Below are 14619 nucleotides of genomic sequence, written 5' to 3'. Positions count from 1 at the left end.
GTTTCTGTTGATGAATTTTTTTTGCTTTTAGTAAGGGGGGATCATGTATGAAAGGTCTTTTTAAAAGCAATTTTCTTGCTGTATGGACAAATGCAAAAATTTTTTTGCTTTTTATGTTTGCAATGGGGATTGCCGTTATCATTATTCCGGACCAGACATGGCAAATGTATTTCATAATTATTGGAATTGTCGGATTAGCAGTAAATGCAGCTACCGTTATTGGAAATGAATTTTCCTCAAAATGGGGAAAATATAAACTTACTTTGCCAGTAAAGCGGATTGATATTGTAAAAAGTTTATATATAAATCAATTATTATGGATTATGATAGGAGTGCTTTTCGTTGGCATTATAATAGCCCTATGATTGTTTCCTATTAGGAACGCTGTAAATACAAGGCTTTTCGGAGCCTACGAACCACAAAAAATAATATTTGATCTATCACATTACACAAAAAGCCGTCCGGCGTTCAAATCGGGCGGCTTTTTTGCGTGGATAGACCGGAAGGAGGCGGAAAAATAATTACAGAAATTTAACCCGCAAAATTGTGCAACTTTCACGAAAAGGAGGATAGTGAATGGCAGATGAAAAATTGAACACAGGCCCCGGTGAGGAGAAGCTCCCGGAGGCTCCCGCTCCTGTTACGGTTGACGAGCCCCAGGCTCCGGCTCCCGAACAAACTGCCGCTCCCACACCCCAGCAGGAGGGGCCTGCCCAGCCCGAGCCCGGTGATGTGGTGGTGTCCTTTGACAAAATCAATGAGCTGATGAATGAAAAGCGGCAGACAGCCCGGGCCGAGGTAGAAAAAGAGGAGGCGGCAAAAGAGCCGAAGGAGAAAACGCAGGAGGAACCTCCCACCGCTGGGGATGATGAACCTAAAAAGGCCCGTCGGGGCCGTCCCCCAAAAGAGGAAAAAGCGGATCCTGCTGGCAAGGAGGCGGCGAAGCCCCGCAAGGGCCGCCCACCCAAGGCGGATAAGGCGGCCCCCGGCGAGGCCACGCCGACTAAGCGAGACAAATTGTCCCGAAGTGGGAAAAAGGCTGCGGAGGTTAAAGCTGCCCCGGAACCCGAAAAGGCCCCACCCGAAAATGCGGCTCCGGCCCCGGAACAGGCTCCGCCTGAGCCAGCCGCTCCGCCCCGTCCTGTGGAGGAAGGAAAGCTGGTCTATCTGAAGCTTTCCGAAATGCATCCGTTCCACACATTCCGCCCCCACCCGTTTAAGGTGCGGGACGATGCCAAAATGCAGGAAACGGTAGCGTCCATCAAGGCAAACGGCGTAATGGTTCCCGGTCTTGCCCGCCCGGAAAAGGATGGCAAGGGTTATGAAATTGTGGCAGGCCATCGCCGCCATCATGGTTGTGAGCTGGCCGGGCTGGAGGAAATGCCCTTTATCGTCCGGGAAATGACTGACCACGAGGCGGTACAGGCCATGAAGGACAGCAACAAGCAGAGGGATCAGACGCTCCCCAGCGAACTGGCCGCCCTGTTGGAACTGGAAGTGGAGGACATCAAGCACCAGGGCGGGCGGCTGAAAAATGTGGCCGAGGGCGATATTGGAAAACGCTCCGTTGAGATCGTGGGCGAGGCGCACGACATGAACTATAAAAAGGTCATGCGTTATCTGCGGCTGAACTCCCTTGTGCCGGAACTGCTGGACAAGGTGGACGATAAAAAAATGGGCTTTATGCCCGCTGTGGAGATTTCCTATATCCGCCCCAAAAACCAGCGGCTGATCGCTGTTTCCATTGACGGAGAACAGGCATCCCCCTCTCTGGCCCAGGCGAAAAAGCTCCGGGAGCTGGACAAGGACGGGAAACTCAATGGTGATGTCATTGATGGCATCTTATCAGAAAAGAAAAAGGAGGATCGAGGCGTGATTATTTCTACCGCTGAACTGGAAAAGTATTTTGGCAAGGAAGCCACTCCCGCCAAAATGAAGGAGCAGATCATGACTTTGCTGGACGAGTGGAAAGAGAAACAGCCGCCCGAACTGGCGAAGGCTCCGAAAAAAGATGGAGCAGGACAAGTAACCACTTCGAGACATTTTGTCCCGAGGGCCCTGCCCTCCGCATCATGGCTCTGGTGGTATATATCCCCCGTCGCCGCCTGTTTTTTCGTACAGCCGGGAGCGGGCTGTCAAGGGTGCATCGCACCGCCGTTTTACGGCGGCCTGCCCTTGACGGTCTGCCCCGGCTGTGCTATTTCCCCGGCAAGCGGCGGGGGTATATCCTCCAGAGCCGCCCCCTTTCCCATGATTGGGAAAGGGCGGGGGGATTGGGTTGAACTTTCTTATTAAAATATCGGAGGTATTGACTATGAAGCGTCCCCTTGCATACATTACCGCCGCATGGTTGAGCGGCGACAGTGAAAACGCAGAACAGGCCGCCCGCTACTGCCGGGCGGTTTATGAGGCAGGCTTTTCCCCAATCTGCCCGCCCCTTTATCTGCCCCTGTTTCTCAATGACGCAGTACCCGAGGAGCATAAAAGCGGCATCGACATGGGCCGTGACCTGCTCCGCCGCTCCCATGTGCTGGTGGTCTGCGGCCACACCATGACCGAGGCCATGAAAAATGATATTGCCGTGGCCCAGCGGCTGGGAATTACCGCCACCACCCTTGAGGGCATCCTGACCGTCAAGGGACAGGGCAAACGCTGATGGAGTCTGTTTTTGAGGCTTTCATTTCAAATCCTGCCCTTTACAGTGCGGGGCATCTGGTGGGGGAAACGCTGCATTTCCCCACCAACACGGAGGAGGTGCAGTCCCTCTTAAAGCGGATCGGCGTGGACGGGGTGCGCTGCCAGGAATACTTTATTATCTCCTTTGACAGCGACATTCTCGGCCTTTATGACTATCTGGGCGAGTATGAAAACATTGACGAGCTCAACCACCTGGCCCATCTGCTGAAGGAGCTCTCCCCATCAGAACGGGAAACGCTGGAGGCGGTTATGGACAGCGACCAGCATTGTGGCTCGGTGCAGGACTTGATCAACCTTACGCAAAATCTGGACTGCTACGACCTGCATCCCGGTGTGGACAATGAGGAAATGCTGGGCCGCCTTTATGTGGAGGATATGGAAAGTCTCGAAGTGCCGGACAATATAAAACCCTACTTTGACTTTGAAGCATACGGGCAGGACATTTCCATCAACGAAAACGGACACTTTGCACCGGGCGGCTATGTGACGAAGGTGAGTGACGATTTCCGGGAGGTCTACCACGGCCCCCAGGACATCCCCGCTGAACACAGGGTTTTTTGCTTACCCTCAGCTTTCGATCCGGGAGCAGATGGCCGCTTATCAAGAAATTATTGACGGTTCCTCAAAGGAGGGGTTCCGGCGGCTGGCTGAAAAACACCATGAGGAACGGTAACTGGACTTCGAGACAATTTGTCCCAAGGCGAAAGGAGGCGGTGTAACTGATTGATGAAGAAATTTCCCGGAGCTCCATAGCGATTTCTGTCCGGGCCAGCAAGCTGACAGCCCGGGGGCTGGCCTATGTGCTCCGGGCGGCTGGCCGCCAGATCGCCAAACGGCATAAGAAAGCCCAAAGGCCCCACGGCAGGCAGAGCGTGAAAAAGCTCATGGCCCACGGCGAAAATGTGAACAGCATCGAGGTGGAGGCCCCGAAGCTCTTTGACCGCATGGCCCGCCGTTTCAATGTGGACTATGCTTTTTACAAAACCGGGCCGGACAAATACCTGCTGTTTTTCAAGGCAGGACAGGCGGATGCAATTACCGCCTGTTTTGAGCGGTACTCCCGCAGGCTGTTGGAACAGTCAAAATCCAGCCGCATCCCCATCCGGGAACAACTCAAAAAAGCGGCGGAACAGCTTGTAAAGGAACCGCCCAAAACACAGGAACGGACAAAGGAGGTGGTTCGTGAAGAACGATAGCATCAAAAAATACCTTATTCCCAACATCCCGTATCTGTTTGTCCTGTGGGCCTTTCTCAAGCTGGGGACGGCCTACCGTCTGGCGGCGGGTGCGGATTTTGCTCATAAGCTCATGGGGCTGGGCCAGACCATTGGCCCGGCCTTTGCCGACTTTGCCCCGGGGCTTGCTCCCTTTGACTGGCTCGTTGGCATTGTGGGGGCTGTGGCGTTCCGGGTAATGGTCTATGTGAAAAGTAAAAACGCTAAAAAATTTCGGCGGGATGAGGAGTATGGATCAGCCCGTTGGGGCTGTCCGAAAGATATAGCCCCTTTCGTAGATCCAAAGTTTGAAAACAACATCATTCTGACCGGGACGGAGTTCCTTACCATGAATACCCGTCCGAAAAATCCGGCCAACGCCCGCAACCTCAATGCCTGTGTGATCGGTTCGTCCGGCTCCGGCAAAACCCGGTTCTGGCTTACCCCGCAGATTTTGCAGGCCAGCGCAGACAAAAACGGCGGATGCAGCTATGTGTGTGTCGATCCCAAAGGAGGCGTTCTCGGGCAGGTGGGCCACTTCCTGCAAAAGCGTGGGTATCGGATCAAGGTGTTCAATTCCATTGATTTCACAAAATCCATGCACTATAACCCGCTGGCGTACATCCGCAACGAGGCCGACATCCTTAAATTTGTGGACGCTCTCATTTCCAACACAAAAGGCGAAGGCAAGGAAGGCGATCCATTCTGGACAAAATCGGAAACCCTGCTTTACTGCGCCCTCATCGCCTATATCATTTTTGAGGGCCCCGCCGAGGATCGGAACATGAACACATTGGTTGACATGATTTCCGGGATGGAGGTCAAGGAGGATGACGAGGATTTTATGAACGCCGTGGACTATATGTTTGCGGGCCTGGAAAAACGAAAGCCGGATTGCTTTGCGGTCAAGCAGTATAAAAAGTACAAACTGGCCAGCGGCAAAACAGCAAAGTCGATCCTTATTTCCTGCGGTGCAAGGCTGGCTCCCTTTGACATCCCCCAGCTTAGGGAGGTCATGGCCTATGACGAGCTGGAGCTTGACCGCATCGGGGATCGAAAAACGGCGGTGTTCTTTATCATCTCGGACACTACGCAAACCTATAATTTCCTTGTGGCTCTGGCCTTTTCGCAGATGTTCAATCTGCTGTGCGAGAGGGCCGACAATGTTCACGGAGGCCGCCTGCCCCATCATGTACGGGTGCTGTGGGACGAGGCCGCCAACACAGGGCAGGTTCCCCAGCTTGAAAAGATCGTGGCTGTCATCCGTTCCCGTGAGATCAGCTTAACGCTGTTCTATCAGCAGTTGGCGCAGTGTAAGGCGATTTACGATAAACACGCCGAAACCATTTTGGGAAATATGGACAGCGTGATATTCCTCGGGGGCCGGGAGGCCAGCACCATCAAGGAAATATCCGAGAACTGGCTGGGTAAGGCTACAATCTCCATGCAGACCGACAGCCGCTCCCGTGGCCAGTCGGAAAGCTACAGCCAAAATAACCAGCGGCTGGGCCGGGAGCTGATGACACCCAGCGAACTGGCGACCATGCCCGGGGATAAGTGTATTTTACAGCTTCGGGGCCTGCCCCCGTTCTATTCCCCAAAATACGATTTGAAAAAGCACCCGAACTACCGATATACGGCTGAAGCCGACAAAAAGAAAAACGCCTTTGACCTTGACCGGCTCATTAACCGCCGCAGGCGGCCCGGGCCGGACGAGCTGTGTGAGGTGTATGCCGTGGCTGTGCCGGACGATGGGCTCACAAGCGAGGACGAGGACATCCTCAATTATGATGACATCGACGATCCGGACGCCTTTGCATAAATAGGGCTTTGGGACAAAGTGTCCCGAAGTATGTAACCTGCCGCCAGAAATGGCGGCTTTTTTCATGGCCGGGAATACCCCCCGGAGAAAAGGAGGCTCTATGCAGTTTTTCACTTCCGCTATTGATACTTTGCAGACTCTTGTTGTAGCCCTCGGCGCTGGACTTGGCGTGTGGGGCGTTGTCAATCTGCTGGAGGGCTATGGATCGGACAACCCAGGTTCCAAGAGCCAGGGCATGAAGCAGCTCATGGCTAATTAGATGTAATAAAAGCGGAGAAAGGAAAAGCACAATCCAGACGGAACCGGCGGTGTAGTCAAGAAATATTGTGGAAACGCAAGATTTCTGCTATAATGGGTATAAAACACTTGACGATGGAAAGAAAGGCGGGAAGCCTATGCACATTAGTTATCAGCCACTATGGAACACACTGAAAGAGCGTGGCATGAGGAAAGAGGATTTGCGGCTTGCCGCCGGTCTTACCACAAATATGATTGCCAACATGGGCAAGGGAAAGAATATCAGCATGGAAACGCTGGTTCGCATTTGTGAAGCCTTGAATTGTGGTATTATGAATGTGATTAAATTAGAACAGGACAATATCTAAAGCGATATAATTTTATATTTGATTCGATTTGCACAAAAAATTAAATTTTAATTGTGTATATTTTCTATTGTACCCAATGTAAATAAGTGCTATCATAAAATAAAACAAGTACATTTGAAACATTTTATGATTTGAGAGTGTGCTTGCAGGTTAGTAGCATATTGCCAATAACTGAATACAAAAAATGTAGGTTCTGGTCATTTTAGAAAGGAGCATTGTTTATGAAAAAATTTAGTAAAAGATTGTTTACCTCGTTGGTAGCGTTTTGTATGCTTTTTTCTGTGAGTGCGGTTCCTGCTTTTGCAGCGGAAACAACAACGGAAATAACGGATACTCAACAGCCGGTAGTCATTGGAGAATATGACGGATACTTAACCGATGTTATGATTTCCGATGGTGTCACCAAAAGAGCAGTCGCTAATGTTCGTATTAACTCTTATGCAACTTATGATGAGGATGATGGGATTCAAGTTCATGTGAAGTTGTATGTACCGTGGTATGAATCTCCAAAACCGGAGTTCACTGGTATGACTGGTACAGTTAATGTGCTTATGAACAAAAAATCCACCAATACGGCATTTGCAGAATTAGCCGACGGTGAAGAAACAATCGAAACTGATGTGGATACTGGAAGAACAGGTAATAGCGGAGATAAGGGAACGGTTTCTGTTTCTGGTGTTGCTACCGCTAATAATGCCTTGGCAGGCGGTGGAGCTTTCGCTATTTCTTACCCTGTGACACTTCCCTAATTAAATGCAAAACAGTTGTGAATTAAGGTTGGTAATAGGTAAAATGAAACGGTTATTGGCAATATGCGTATGTTTTTTTATGTGTGTAGGCTTATGTTCGTGTGATTCTTCCCAAACTCGGTCGGTATCATCATATAACTGGTCTTTAGAATTTATTACTGATTTAGATGGTAATATGTTATTCTCAGGTTCAGTGCATGATGACATACCAGTATTGGATTTGACATTGAGTTTTGAAGAAAAAAGTTTTATCTTAACAGATAACACTCATAAACAAGAATGGACAGGTACATATTCGCTTGAAAAGATTGACAATTCTTCTTCGAAACTCGGATTAACTTTTGAAAATTTAGAGGAGCCTGTTACAGGCGTATATGGAACAAGAGTTTATTCTGATGATTCAGAAAGCGCAACAATTACATTACAAACTGATGAAAATATCCTGTCTTTTGTTGGAGAAGATTCATAAATAAAAACAGCCGCTGTAGGAACAAAATCCTACAACGGCTGTTTTTATTTCCACGGCCTGCGCCGGAAGTTCATACCAGACTGTTTTATCAGCGGGGATTTCTTGAACAGCTTTTTCAAAAGGCTTCGTTCCTCTTGTGAGAGCCGCTTGTATTTGAGCCGGAACGCCTTGCAGAATATCTCCGTGAATTGCTGAACCCTGTCCCCCGGAGATTGCATGGCCTTTTGTACTTCCCGTATAAGTTCATCGGCAGGCGTGGTATCCGGCGCACTTTCGCTGTCATTTTCGTGCGCCTTGCGTATATCATGGAGAATGACGTCCCATGTTTTGTGCGTCACATGGCAGAAAAAATCTTCTTCCTCTATCTGACAGGCTTCCAACACTTTGATTGCCCGGTCTGCCGCAGCTTCGGGGTGTTCTTCCAGTACCATAGCCCGTAAAGCAGCCAGTGAGCTGTTTGTGTCATGGAAGTGCATGGTTGCTATCCCGTCCACATAGATTTCTGCGTCTGCCAGCAATTCCTTAAATTTTTCATGGGAGATAATCTCACACAGCAGCCGGTTATTGAAGCGTTCACTTTTCAGCAGTTCCACGACTTCATCACTCAAATGTAATTCTTCTATCGGGGTGTTTTCATATCTCCGATTATTGGTAAGGCCGAGCAGATAGTCAACCGACACCTGATAGAAGTCTGCCAGCTTCAACAGGCTGCCGTGGTTAATTTCCTTGTATTCGTCGTTGTCGTTTTCATAACTGCCGAGGGCTGATTTTGAAATGCCGGTTTCCTGTGCCAGTTCTTCCAGATTCAAGCCCCGTTCCACCCGTAAATCTTTCAGGCGTTCCTGTACGGAAATGCGGGTTTTCATAAACACATCGCTCCTTCCTGCGGCTGGCTGCCGCTGTTATTCCTTATTATACCATATACCGTTCCGAAATCGTGGAATTTTTCGATTTTGGGGCGGTTTTCCTATTTTATGGACATACGGGAAAGGGTTCAAAAATGAGCTATGATTAAGTCAGTTCATCGATGGATTATTTCCAATCGAATGACCGGCCTGATGGGATATGCTCCCCGGCGATGTAGCGCAACGACCTGCGGCAAGGAAATGGAGGAACCTTGACCGCAGCGAGCGTACCAACGGGAACGAAACGCCGCTGTGAGATTCAGGGGCAGGAACGACAGCAGGACAACCCGGCAGAACTGATACCAAAACGCTACCCAAACACGACAAATCGGCGGGGTGTAGTCTGCCCCGTCCGTAATACTATGGGGCATTTCAAAGCGGCTCTATGGCCGTATTTTCCTTGAAAATCGCCCCGAAACATGACACCAAAAACCTTTATCCGCCTGTTCCCGTTGTTACGGCTGAAATGGGCGGATTTTCTATGATAGGAGGCACTATGCCGAGAATGAGCAAGAAACGGAAGTTGGAGCTTTCCTTCTTCCTCAATGACCGGGGGCGTGTGGCCTACAACGACCTGTGCCGGAAGTGCCAGCATAAGTGCAAGCAGAGTTTCCGGGCTGTCGTGATAGACTGCCCCCATTACCTGTCAAAACGAGCCAAGCGAAAGGAGAAAATCAGTTAAATGGAATTTGAATTTATGAGCGCAGACACGGTTCTGCCGCCTTGTATGCCGCTACCCGCCGCAATGCTTCGGCTGCCGATCAGCAGCACAGCAAAAGTCATGTATGCCCGTCTGCTGAACACCACCCTTACGGCAGGGATAGAGGATAGCAACGGCATTTTGTTTGTCCGTTTTCCTATCATGGAATTAGCGGCAGCCCTCTCCCGCAGCCCCGTCACTGTGAAGCGTTCCCTGAAAGAATTGGAGGACATCGGGCTTATCCTGCGGGTGCGCCGGGGTGTGGGAGAACCAAACCGCATTTACACGCTGCTTCCCAAAGGAGGGCTGCCATGATAAATGAGAAGCTGGAAAAGCTGAATCAGGAGATTGCCAAAGGCGAAGCCAGACTGCGGCGGGCGCAGCATGAAGAAAAAATACTGGAACACCAGGTGAAGCAGCTTACCCGGAAGGAACGGACGCACCGGCTCTGTACCAGAGGAGCTATGCTGGAAAGTTTCCTTTTAAGGCCGGAAGTGCTGACAGACGAGGATGTGATGGACATTCTGAAACAGGCATTTTCTCAAAGTGGCATGAAGGAAATAGTTGCAGAAAGCGTGAAAGGGCGGGTAGCCGGGGAATCCCTTACGGAGTAAGGGCGCAACTATACACCGGTCAAGCCGGTGCGTTGCGCCCTGCCGGGGGCTTCCTGCGGAAAGCGGATGATTTTCAGCACCGTTGCGGCTGCTTCCAATCATCACAGGGGACGCTACACTTCCCCTGCGCTGGCTGCGCCAGCTACCCCTTTGTGGACTTGCCGCCCGGGAACACCTTGCGCTGCAAGCTGTTCCCGTCCAGCAAGTTTACAATTTATCTATTCCAAAACAGGACTGCCCGTAGTATAATAAAGCTAATGACGAACACTATCTAAGGAGATGGTTTTATGTATGGATTGATTGCTTTGAATTTCATCATACCCTTTGTTATGGTTTTTGTAGGATATATCTTAAAGAAGCACCCGGTAAAAGATATGACATCCGGTAACGGATACAATACGCCTACATCTCGGAAGTCACAAGAGCATTGGGATTATGCACAAAGCATAGCACCTAATATTTTTATTGGTATTGGCAAAACATTAGGTTTGGTAGAAATCGTTTTGTGTATATCCTTACTTCTTCTTAATATTTCTACACAGACTACCGTATTTGCAGGAGTAGTTGTTGGAATTATTTTTCTGATTTTTGGATTTTATAAAACAGAAACTGGAATTACAAGTAAATTTGCGAACAAAAACTTTTAAGCTATTAGACAGCTTTCCATCATCGAGCCAACCTGACCCGAACCTTCAAAACTGAATACTAATCGCCTACCAGCGACACCACTAAGCAGGAAATCAGAAACGGTTTCCTGCTTTTCTTTTGCCCAAAATCAACCACAGGAAGGAGGAACGCTATGCCCTGTCCACACCATGATATAAAAATAATCCAGCGCAGCAACCACCAGTCAGCCGTTGCGTCTGCCGCCTACCAGAGTGGGGAACGGCTGTTTTCCGAGTACGACCAGAAGCAGAAATACTATTCCCATAAAAGCGAGATTGTCCATACAGAAATCATGCTGCCGCCCCACGCCCCACCAGCGTATGCAGACCGCAATACTTTGTGGAACGCCGCCGAAGCTATCGAGAAGCAATGGAACTCCCAGCTTGCCCGGAGAATCGTGCTTGCCATACCGAGGGAAATCCCCCCGGAACAGCACGCCGACCTTATCCGGGACTACTGCCGGGAGTTTTTTGTTTCTAAAGGCATGATTGCCGATTTTGCCATCCACGACAAAGGGAATGGGAATCCCCACGCCCACATCCTGCTGACCATGCGGGCAATGGACGAAAACGGGAAATGGCTTCCCAAGAGCCGGAAGGTTTATGACCTTGACGAGAACGGCGAGCGTATCCGGCTCCCGTCCGGGAGCTGGAAAAGCCACAAGGAGGATACCGTGGACTGGAACGACCAGAAGTACGGAGAGATCTGGCGGCAGGGCTGGGCGGCTACCGCTAACCGCTATCTGGAAGCCAACGGACGCCCGGAGCGCCTTGACCTTCGTTCCTATGAACGGCAGGGGCTTGATAAAATCCCCACCGTCCATATGGGGCCAGCAGTCAGCCAGATGGAGAAACGAGGGATACAGACCAACATCGGCAACTTGAACCGGGACATCAAAGCCGCCAATTCCCTTATGCAATCTATCCGGCAGATGGTACGCCACCTGAAAGGCTGGATTGCAGACCTGAAGGAGAAAAAAGCCGCCCTGCTGGAAGCCTTGCAGGAATCGAAGGAACCCACCCTGCCGGAGCTGCTGGGGAAATATCTGGATTTGCGCCGGGAGGAACGTACAGGCTGGACAAGCAAAGGCCAGCTTACAGGCAGCGTTGCCGATTTCAACAAGGTTATGGAAGCTATCCGCTATCTGCGGGAAAAGGAGCTGTCCACTGTGCAGAGTTTGGACGCTTATCTGGATACCGTCAGCGGGCAGGCCGTTTCCATCCGGGCAGAGATGAAGCCGAAAGAACAGCGTATGAAAGAAATCAACACCCTGCTTTCCCATATCGCCAACTTTGAAGCCCATAAGCCGGTTCATGTGGAGTATGCTGCCATCCGGTTTAAGAAGCCACGGGAACAGTTTGCCGCCGCCCATCGGGACGAGCTGGACGCCTATAATGCCGCTATCCGTTATTTCAAGGTGCATTTGAAGGAGAAGAAGTACAGCATTAAAAAGCTGAATGAGGAACAGACACAGCTTGCCGGAGAAGTTGCCGGATATAAGGAACGGTTGTCCGCATTACAGGAGGATGTGAAGATTCTCCGGGATGTGCGTCACTGGCTCAATCAGGTTCTTCCGTCTGAACAGTACCGCCAGACCGCCGAGCCGGGAAAGAAACCGTCCATCCAGCAGGCAGTCAAAGGCCGGACGCAGCGTATCCGGGAAGAACAGGCCGAGAAACGGAAGCAGCCCCGCACAGAGAAAAAACAGGATATGGAACTTTAATAGGCGCTTGCTATTTTCTTTTTCGAGAATGACAGGCGCTTTTCTTATTTTCAGGAGGATTTATTTGAATGTATTTAAAGCTGTCAAGCAGTCTGTTACCACCCGGCAGGCTGCGGAGCATTTTGGAATCCGGGTGGGACGAAACGGGATGTGTGTCTGCCCCTTCCATGCTGATAAAAACCCCAGCATGAAGGTTGACCGGCGCTTTCACTGTTTCGGCTGTCAGGCAGACGGGGATGTGATTGACTTTGTTTCCCGTCTGGAAGCTGTCAGTCCGAAGGAAGCCGCCCTCATGCTGGCGCAGGAGTTCTCCATCCCCTATGAGGACAGGGAACCACCCGGCAGGAGAAAACCCAAACCCCGGCAGGAAACCCCGGAACAGCGGTTTTGCCGCATGGAGCGTTACTGCTTCCGGGTGCTGTCCGATTATTACCATCTTCTGCGCCGCTGGAAACGGGACTATGCCCCTAAGATGCCGGAAGAAGCATGGCACCCGCTTTTTGTGGAAGCCTTGCAGAAGCAATCCCATGTGGAATATCTGCTGGATGTGCTGCTCTCCCCGGATATGGAGGAACGGGCAGTCCTTATCGTTGACTATGGAAAGGAAGTGAGCAATCTTGAAAGACGAATGGCAGAGCTTGCCGCCCAAGATACGGCAGGCCGCAGAACAGACCATACAAGAAGCAGCCCCGCCCCGGAGCATTGAGGAAGTAAAGGCCATGCTGGAAAGCACCGAGAAAGGCAGCGTCCGCAACAGTATCCGCAACTGCCTGACCGTCTTTCAGAATGACCCGCTGCTTTCCGGGGCAATCGCAAAAAATCTGCTGACCGAGCGAGTGGACATTGTAAAGCCCATCGGCTACCACCGCATCGGCACCGCCATCACGGACACGGATATGAACTATCTGCTCCTGTATCTGGAAGAAACCTATGGGCTTACCAGTGAGAAAAAGATTACCGCCGCCATCGGGATTGTTGCCAATGAAAACGGCTACCACCCCGTCCGGGACTACCTGAACGGCCTTTCATGGGATGGGCAGGAGCGTATCCGCTATTGCCTGCGCCACTTTCTGGGAGCCGACACCGACCAGTACACCTATGAAGCCCTGCGGCTGTTCCTGCTGGGAGCCATCCACCGGGCATTTTGCCCCGGCTGTAAATTTGAAGTCATGCTCTGTCTGGTGGGCGGTCAGGGAGCCGGGAAATCCACCTTTTTCCGGCTGCTGGCAGTAAAAGACGAGTGGTTTTCCGATGATTTGCGGAAGCTGGATGATGATAACGTGTACCGCAAGCTGCAAGGCCACTGGATTATCGAGATGTCGGAGATGATTGCCACCGCCAATGCCAAGAGCATTGAGGAAATCAAGTCATTTTTAAGCCGACAGAAGGAGGTCTATAAAATCCCATACGAAACCCACCCGGAGGACAGGCTGCGGCAATGTGTGTTCGGCGGCACTTCCAATGCCCTTGACTTCCTGCCCCTTGACCGTTCCGGCAACCGGCGCTTCCTGCCGGTCATGGTGTACCCGGAACAGGCCGAGGTTCACATTTTGGAGGACGAAGCCGCTTCCAGAGCCTATCTTGCACAGGTCTGGGCAGAAGCCATGACGGTTTACCGCAGCGGGGATTTTAAGCTGTCTTTCAGCCCGGAAATGGTGCGCTATCTCAAAGAACACCAGCGGGATTTCATGCCGGAGGACACCAAGGCCGGGATGATACAGGCATACCTTGACCGCTATACCGGCGGCATGGTGTGTTCCAAGCAGCTTTTCAAGGAAGCCCTGAACCACCCCTTTGACGAGCCGAAGCAATGGGAAATCCGGGAAGTCAACGACATCATGAACCATTGCGTGACGGGCTGGAATTACTTTTCCAACCCCCGTGTGTTCCCGGAATACGGCAGGCAAAAGGGCTGGGAGCGTGAAACGAAAGCAACGGACATCAGCAACGGAGCTGAAAAAATCCCGGAAGGATTTGAGGAAGTCACGGAACAGATGGAGCTTCCCTTCTGAAAAATGCAGCCGGTTGCCGACCCTGTTGCACTCCCGTTGCCGAGCCGGTTGCCGGGAACCCCCCGTAACTGCGGGCTTTTCCCCTTATCAGCAACCAAAACAACAGAAAAATAAAAGAAAATAAAAATAAGAGCCAAACTGCCAGACAGAGATAGTTTTCAGGTTTTTTGAAGCCCGTTGCCGGACTTCGTTGCCGACCTTCTCCTTGTCTGGCTTATTCTATTATGGAGGATAACTGCCTATGGCAAAAACGAAAACAGAGATTCATGTTACCACAGTTTTTGACGGCGAACTGGACGCCACAGACGTCTTTGTGAGCCTGATTGCCCAAAAATATGGGCAGAATACCAGCAAAGAAAATCTTGCGAAAACACAAGATTTAGAGTATAATAAGGATGAGGTTCAGAAGAACCGTGTTCCGTCTGGATTGTGCGGGTAAACGG

19 protein-coding genes and 1 pseudogene are annotated in these 14619 nt (G+C 50.8%); 19 read left to right on the top strand and 1 reads right to left on the bottom strand.

Annotation, left to right across the window (positions count from 1 at the left end; genetic code table 11):
* Nucleotides 1–47: 47 nt before the first annotated feature.
* The 10 genes and pseudogenes from ROSEINA2194_RS04955 to ROSEINA2194_RS04910 all read left to right on the top strand — a co-directional run bounded on the left by ROSEINA2194_RS04955 (nt 48) and on the right by ROSEINA2194_RS04910 (nt 7556).
* On the top strand, nt 48–365 hold the full coding sequence (locus ROSEINA2194_RS04955; RefSeq protein WP_007884091.1) for an ABC-2 transporter permease: 318 nt from the start codon (nt 48–50) through the stop codon (nt 363–365).
* A 211-nt stretch (nt 366–576) separates the two neighbouring features.
* Nucleotides 577–1446 (top strand): annotated as a pseudogene (locus ROSEINA2194_RS23850) (ParB N-terminal domain-containing protein); the annotation flags it as partial.
* A gap of 868 nt (nt 1447–2314) precedes the next feature.
* Entirely contained in the window at nt 2315–2656 is a 342-nt protein-coding gene (locus tag ROSEINA2194_RS04945) for a DUF7768 domain-containing protein (RefSeq protein ID WP_014080816.1), read from the top strand.
* The gene (locus ROSEINA2194_RS04940) at nt 2656–3312 is read left to right on the top strand and encodes an antirestriction protein ArdA (protein WP_007884081.1); all 657 of its coding nucleotides are present in this window, start codon (nt 2656–2658) and stop codon (nt 3310–3312) included. Before ROSEINA2194_RS04945 ends, ROSEINA2194_RS04940 begins: the two co-directional genes overlap by 1 nt.
* Nucleotides 3313–3416: 104 nt before the next feature.
* Nucleotides 3417–3893 (top strand): PcfB family protein, encoded by a 477-nt coding sequence (locus ROSEINA2194_RS04935; protein ID WP_465231462.1) that lies wholly within the window; start codon nt 3417–3419, stop codon nt 3891–3893.
* On the top strand, nt 3880–5733 hold the full coding sequence (locus tag ROSEINA2194_RS04930) for a VirD4-like conjugal transfer protein, CD1115 family (protein ID WP_005933642.1): 1854 nt from the start codon (nt 3880–3882) through the stop codon (nt 5731–5733). Before ROSEINA2194_RS04935 ends, ROSEINA2194_RS04930 begins: the two co-directional genes overlap by 14 nt.
* 100 nt (nt 5734–5833) lie before the next feature.
* Nucleotides 5834–5992 carry a Maff2 family mobile element protein gene (locus ROSEINA2194_RS04925; protein WP_044927226.1) on the top strand — a complete coding sequence of 53 codons (159 nt, stop codon included), beginning with the start codon at nt 5834–5836 and terminating at the stop codon, nt 5990–5992.
* 136 nt (nt 5993–6128) lie between these two features.
* Nucleotides 6129–6338, top strand: a complete 210-nt coding sequence (locus ROSEINA2194_RS04920; protein ID WP_015514784.1) for a helix-turn-helix domain-containing protein — start codon at nt 6129–6131, stop codon at nt 6336–6338.
* A gap of 221 nt (nt 6339–6559) precedes the next feature.
* The gene (locus ROSEINA2194_RS04915) at nt 6560–7087 is read left to right on the top strand and encodes a hypothetical protein (RefSeq protein ID WP_007884079.1); all 528 of its coding nucleotides are present in this window, start codon (nt 6560–6562) and stop codon (nt 7085–7087) included.
* A gap of 43 nt (nt 7088–7130) precedes the next feature.
* A complete protein-coding gene (locus tag ROSEINA2194_RS04910; protein WP_022261510.1) occupies nt 7131–7556 on the top strand; it encodes a hypothetical protein in 426 nt (141 codons plus the stop codon).
* Nucleotides 7557–7600: 44 nt separating this feature from the next.
* On the opposite strand, the gene ROSEINA2194_RS04905 is transcribed toward ROSEINA2194_RS04910, so the two are convergent.
* The gene (locus ROSEINA2194_RS04905) at nt 7601–8422 is read right to left on the bottom strand and encodes a helix-turn-helix domain-containing protein (RefSeq protein WP_006859270.1); all 822 of its coding nucleotides are present in this window, start codon (nt 8420–8422) and stop codon (nt 7601–7603) included.
* Nucleotides 8423–8673: 251 nt separating this feature from the next.
* Between ROSEINA2194_RS04905 and ROSEINA2194_RS20905 the strand changes: the two genes are divergently transcribed.
* The 9 genes from ROSEINA2194_RS20905 (at nt 8674) to ROSEINA2194_RS04865 (ending at nt 14615) form a co-directional block, all read left to right on the top strand.
* The gene (locus ROSEINA2194_RS20905; RefSeq protein WP_154314213.1) at nt 8674–8865 is read left to right on the top strand and encodes a hypothetical protein; all 192 of its coding nucleotides are present in this window, start codon (nt 8674–8676) and stop codon (nt 8863–8865) included.
* Nucleotides 8866–8957: 92 nt separating this feature from the next.
* On the top strand, nt 8958–9143 hold the full coding sequence (locus ROSEINA2194_RS04900) for a hypothetical protein (RefSeq protein ID WP_033118356.1): 186 nt from the start codon (nt 8958–8960) through the stop codon (nt 9141–9143).
* Nucleotides 9144–9476 carry a replication initiator protein A gene (locus tag ROSEINA2194_RS04895; RefSeq protein WP_006859272.1) on the top strand — a complete coding sequence of 111 codons (333 nt, stop codon included), beginning with the start codon at nt 9144–9146 and terminating at the stop codon, nt 9474–9476. It begins immediately after the preceding gene.
* Complete coding sequence (locus ROSEINA2194_RS04890; RefSeq protein ID WP_006859273.1) at nt 9473–9775, top strand: DUF3847 domain-containing protein; 303 nt, start codon at nt 9473–9475, stop codon at nt 9773–9775. Before ROSEINA2194_RS04895 ends, ROSEINA2194_RS04890 begins: the two co-directional genes overlap by 4 nt.
* Nucleotides 9776–10062: 287 nt before the next feature.
* Nucleotides 10063–10422 carry an SdpI family protein gene (locus tag ROSEINA2194_RS04885; protein WP_006859274.1) on the top strand — a complete coding sequence of 120 codons (360 nt, stop codon included), beginning with the start codon at nt 10063–10065 and terminating at the stop codon, nt 10420–10422.
* Between the two features lie 152 nt (nt 10423–10574).
* On the top strand, nt 10575–12164 hold the full coding sequence (gene mobQ / locus ROSEINA2194_RS04880) for a MobQ family relaxase (protein WP_006859284.1): 1590 nt from the start codon (nt 10575–10577) through the stop codon (nt 12162–12164).
* A gap of 64 nt (nt 12165–12228) precedes the next feature.
* Nucleotides 12229–12870, top strand: a complete 642-nt coding sequence (locus tag ROSEINA2194_RS04875) for a CHC2 zinc finger domain-containing protein (RefSeq protein ID WP_014081132.1) — start codon at nt 12229–12231, stop codon at nt 12868–12870.
* A gap of 13 nt (nt 12871–12883) precedes the next feature.
* Nucleotides 12884–14176, top strand: coding sequence for a virulence-associated E family protein (locus tag ROSEINA2194_RS04870; protein ID WP_007884071.1), 1293 nt, complete (start codon nt 12884–12886; stop codon nt 14174–14176).
* A gap of 241 nt (nt 14177–14417) precedes the next feature.
* Nucleotides 14418–14615, top strand: coding sequence for a hypothetical protein (locus ROSEINA2194_RS04865; protein ID WP_006858666.1), 198 nt, complete (start codon nt 14418–14420; stop codon nt 14613–14615).
* The last annotated feature ends 4 nt before the right edge of the window (nt 14616–14619 follow it).

The sequence above is a fragment of the Roseburia inulinivorans DSM 16841 genome (assembly GCF_000174195.1).
In the GTDB taxonomy this organism is placed as follows: Bacteria; Bacillota; Clostridia; order Lachnospirales; family Lachnospiraceae; genus Roseburia; species Roseburia inulinivorans.
This window is presented reverse-complemented; position numbering and strand designations above follow the sequence as displayed.

Bases quoted from the DNA above. Each gene is read 5' to 3' on its own strand.
- ROSEINA2194_RS04940 (WP_007884081.1), top strand. From the start codon at position 2,656: ATGGAGTCTGTTTTTGAGGCTTTCATTTCAAATCCTGCCCTTTACAGT.
- ROSEINA2194_RS04920 (WP_015514784.1), top strand. From the start codon at position 6,129: ATGCACATTAGTTATCAGCCACTATGGAACACACTGAAAGAGCGTGGC.
- mobQ (WP_006859284.1), top strand. From the start codon at position 10,575: ATGCCCTGTCCACACCATGATATAAAAATAATCCAGCGCAGCAACCAC.
- ROSEINA2194_RS04900 (WP_033118356.1), top strand. From the start codon at position 8,958: ATGCCGAGAATGAGCAAGAAACGGAAGTTGGAGCTTTCCTTCTTCCTC.
- ROSEINA2194_RS04925 (WP_044927226.1), top strand. From the start codon at position 5,834: ATGCAGTTTTTCACTTCCGCTATTGATACTTTGCAGACTCTTGTTGTA.
- ROSEINA2194_RS04865 (WP_006858666.1), top strand. From the start codon at position 14,418: ATGGCAAAAACGAAAACAGAGATTCATGTTACCACAGTTTTTGACGGC.
- ROSEINA2194_RS04945 (WP_014080816.1), top strand. From the start codon at position 2,315: ATGAAGCGTCCCCTTGCATACATTACCGCCGCATGGTTGAGCGGCGAC.
- ROSEINA2194_RS04905 (WP_006859270.1), bottom strand. From the start codon at position 8,422: ATGAAAACCCGCATTTCCGTACAGGAACGCCTGAAAGATTTACGGGTG.
- ROSEINA2194_RS04890 (WP_006859273.1), top strand. From the start codon at position 9,473: ATGATAAATGAGAAGCTGGAAAAGCTGAATCAGGAGATTGCCAAAGGC.
- ROSEINA2194_RS04870 (WP_007884071.1), top strand. From the start codon at position 12,884: ATGCTGGAAAGCACCGAGAAAGGCAGCGTCCGCAACAGTATCCGCAAC.
- ROSEINA2194_RS04955 (WP_007884091.1), top strand. From the start codon at position 48: ATGAAAGGTCTTTTTAAAAGCAATTTTCTTGCTGTATGGACAAATGCA.
- ROSEINA2194_RS04885 (WP_006859274.1), top strand. From the start codon at position 10,063: ATGTATGGATTGATTGCTTTGAATTTCATCATACCCTTTGTTATGGTT.
- ROSEINA2194_RS04915 (WP_007884079.1), top strand. From the start codon at position 6,560: ATGAAAAAATTTAGTAAAAGATTGTTTACCTCGTTGGTAGCGTTTTGT.
- ROSEINA2194_RS04895 (WP_006859272.1), top strand. From the start codon at position 9,144: ATGGAATTTGAATTTATGAGCGCAGACACGGTTCTGCCGCCTTGTATG.
- ROSEINA2194_RS04910 (WP_022261510.1), top strand. From the start codon at position 7,131: ATGAAACGGTTATTGGCAATATGCGTATGTTTTTTTATGTGTGTAGGC.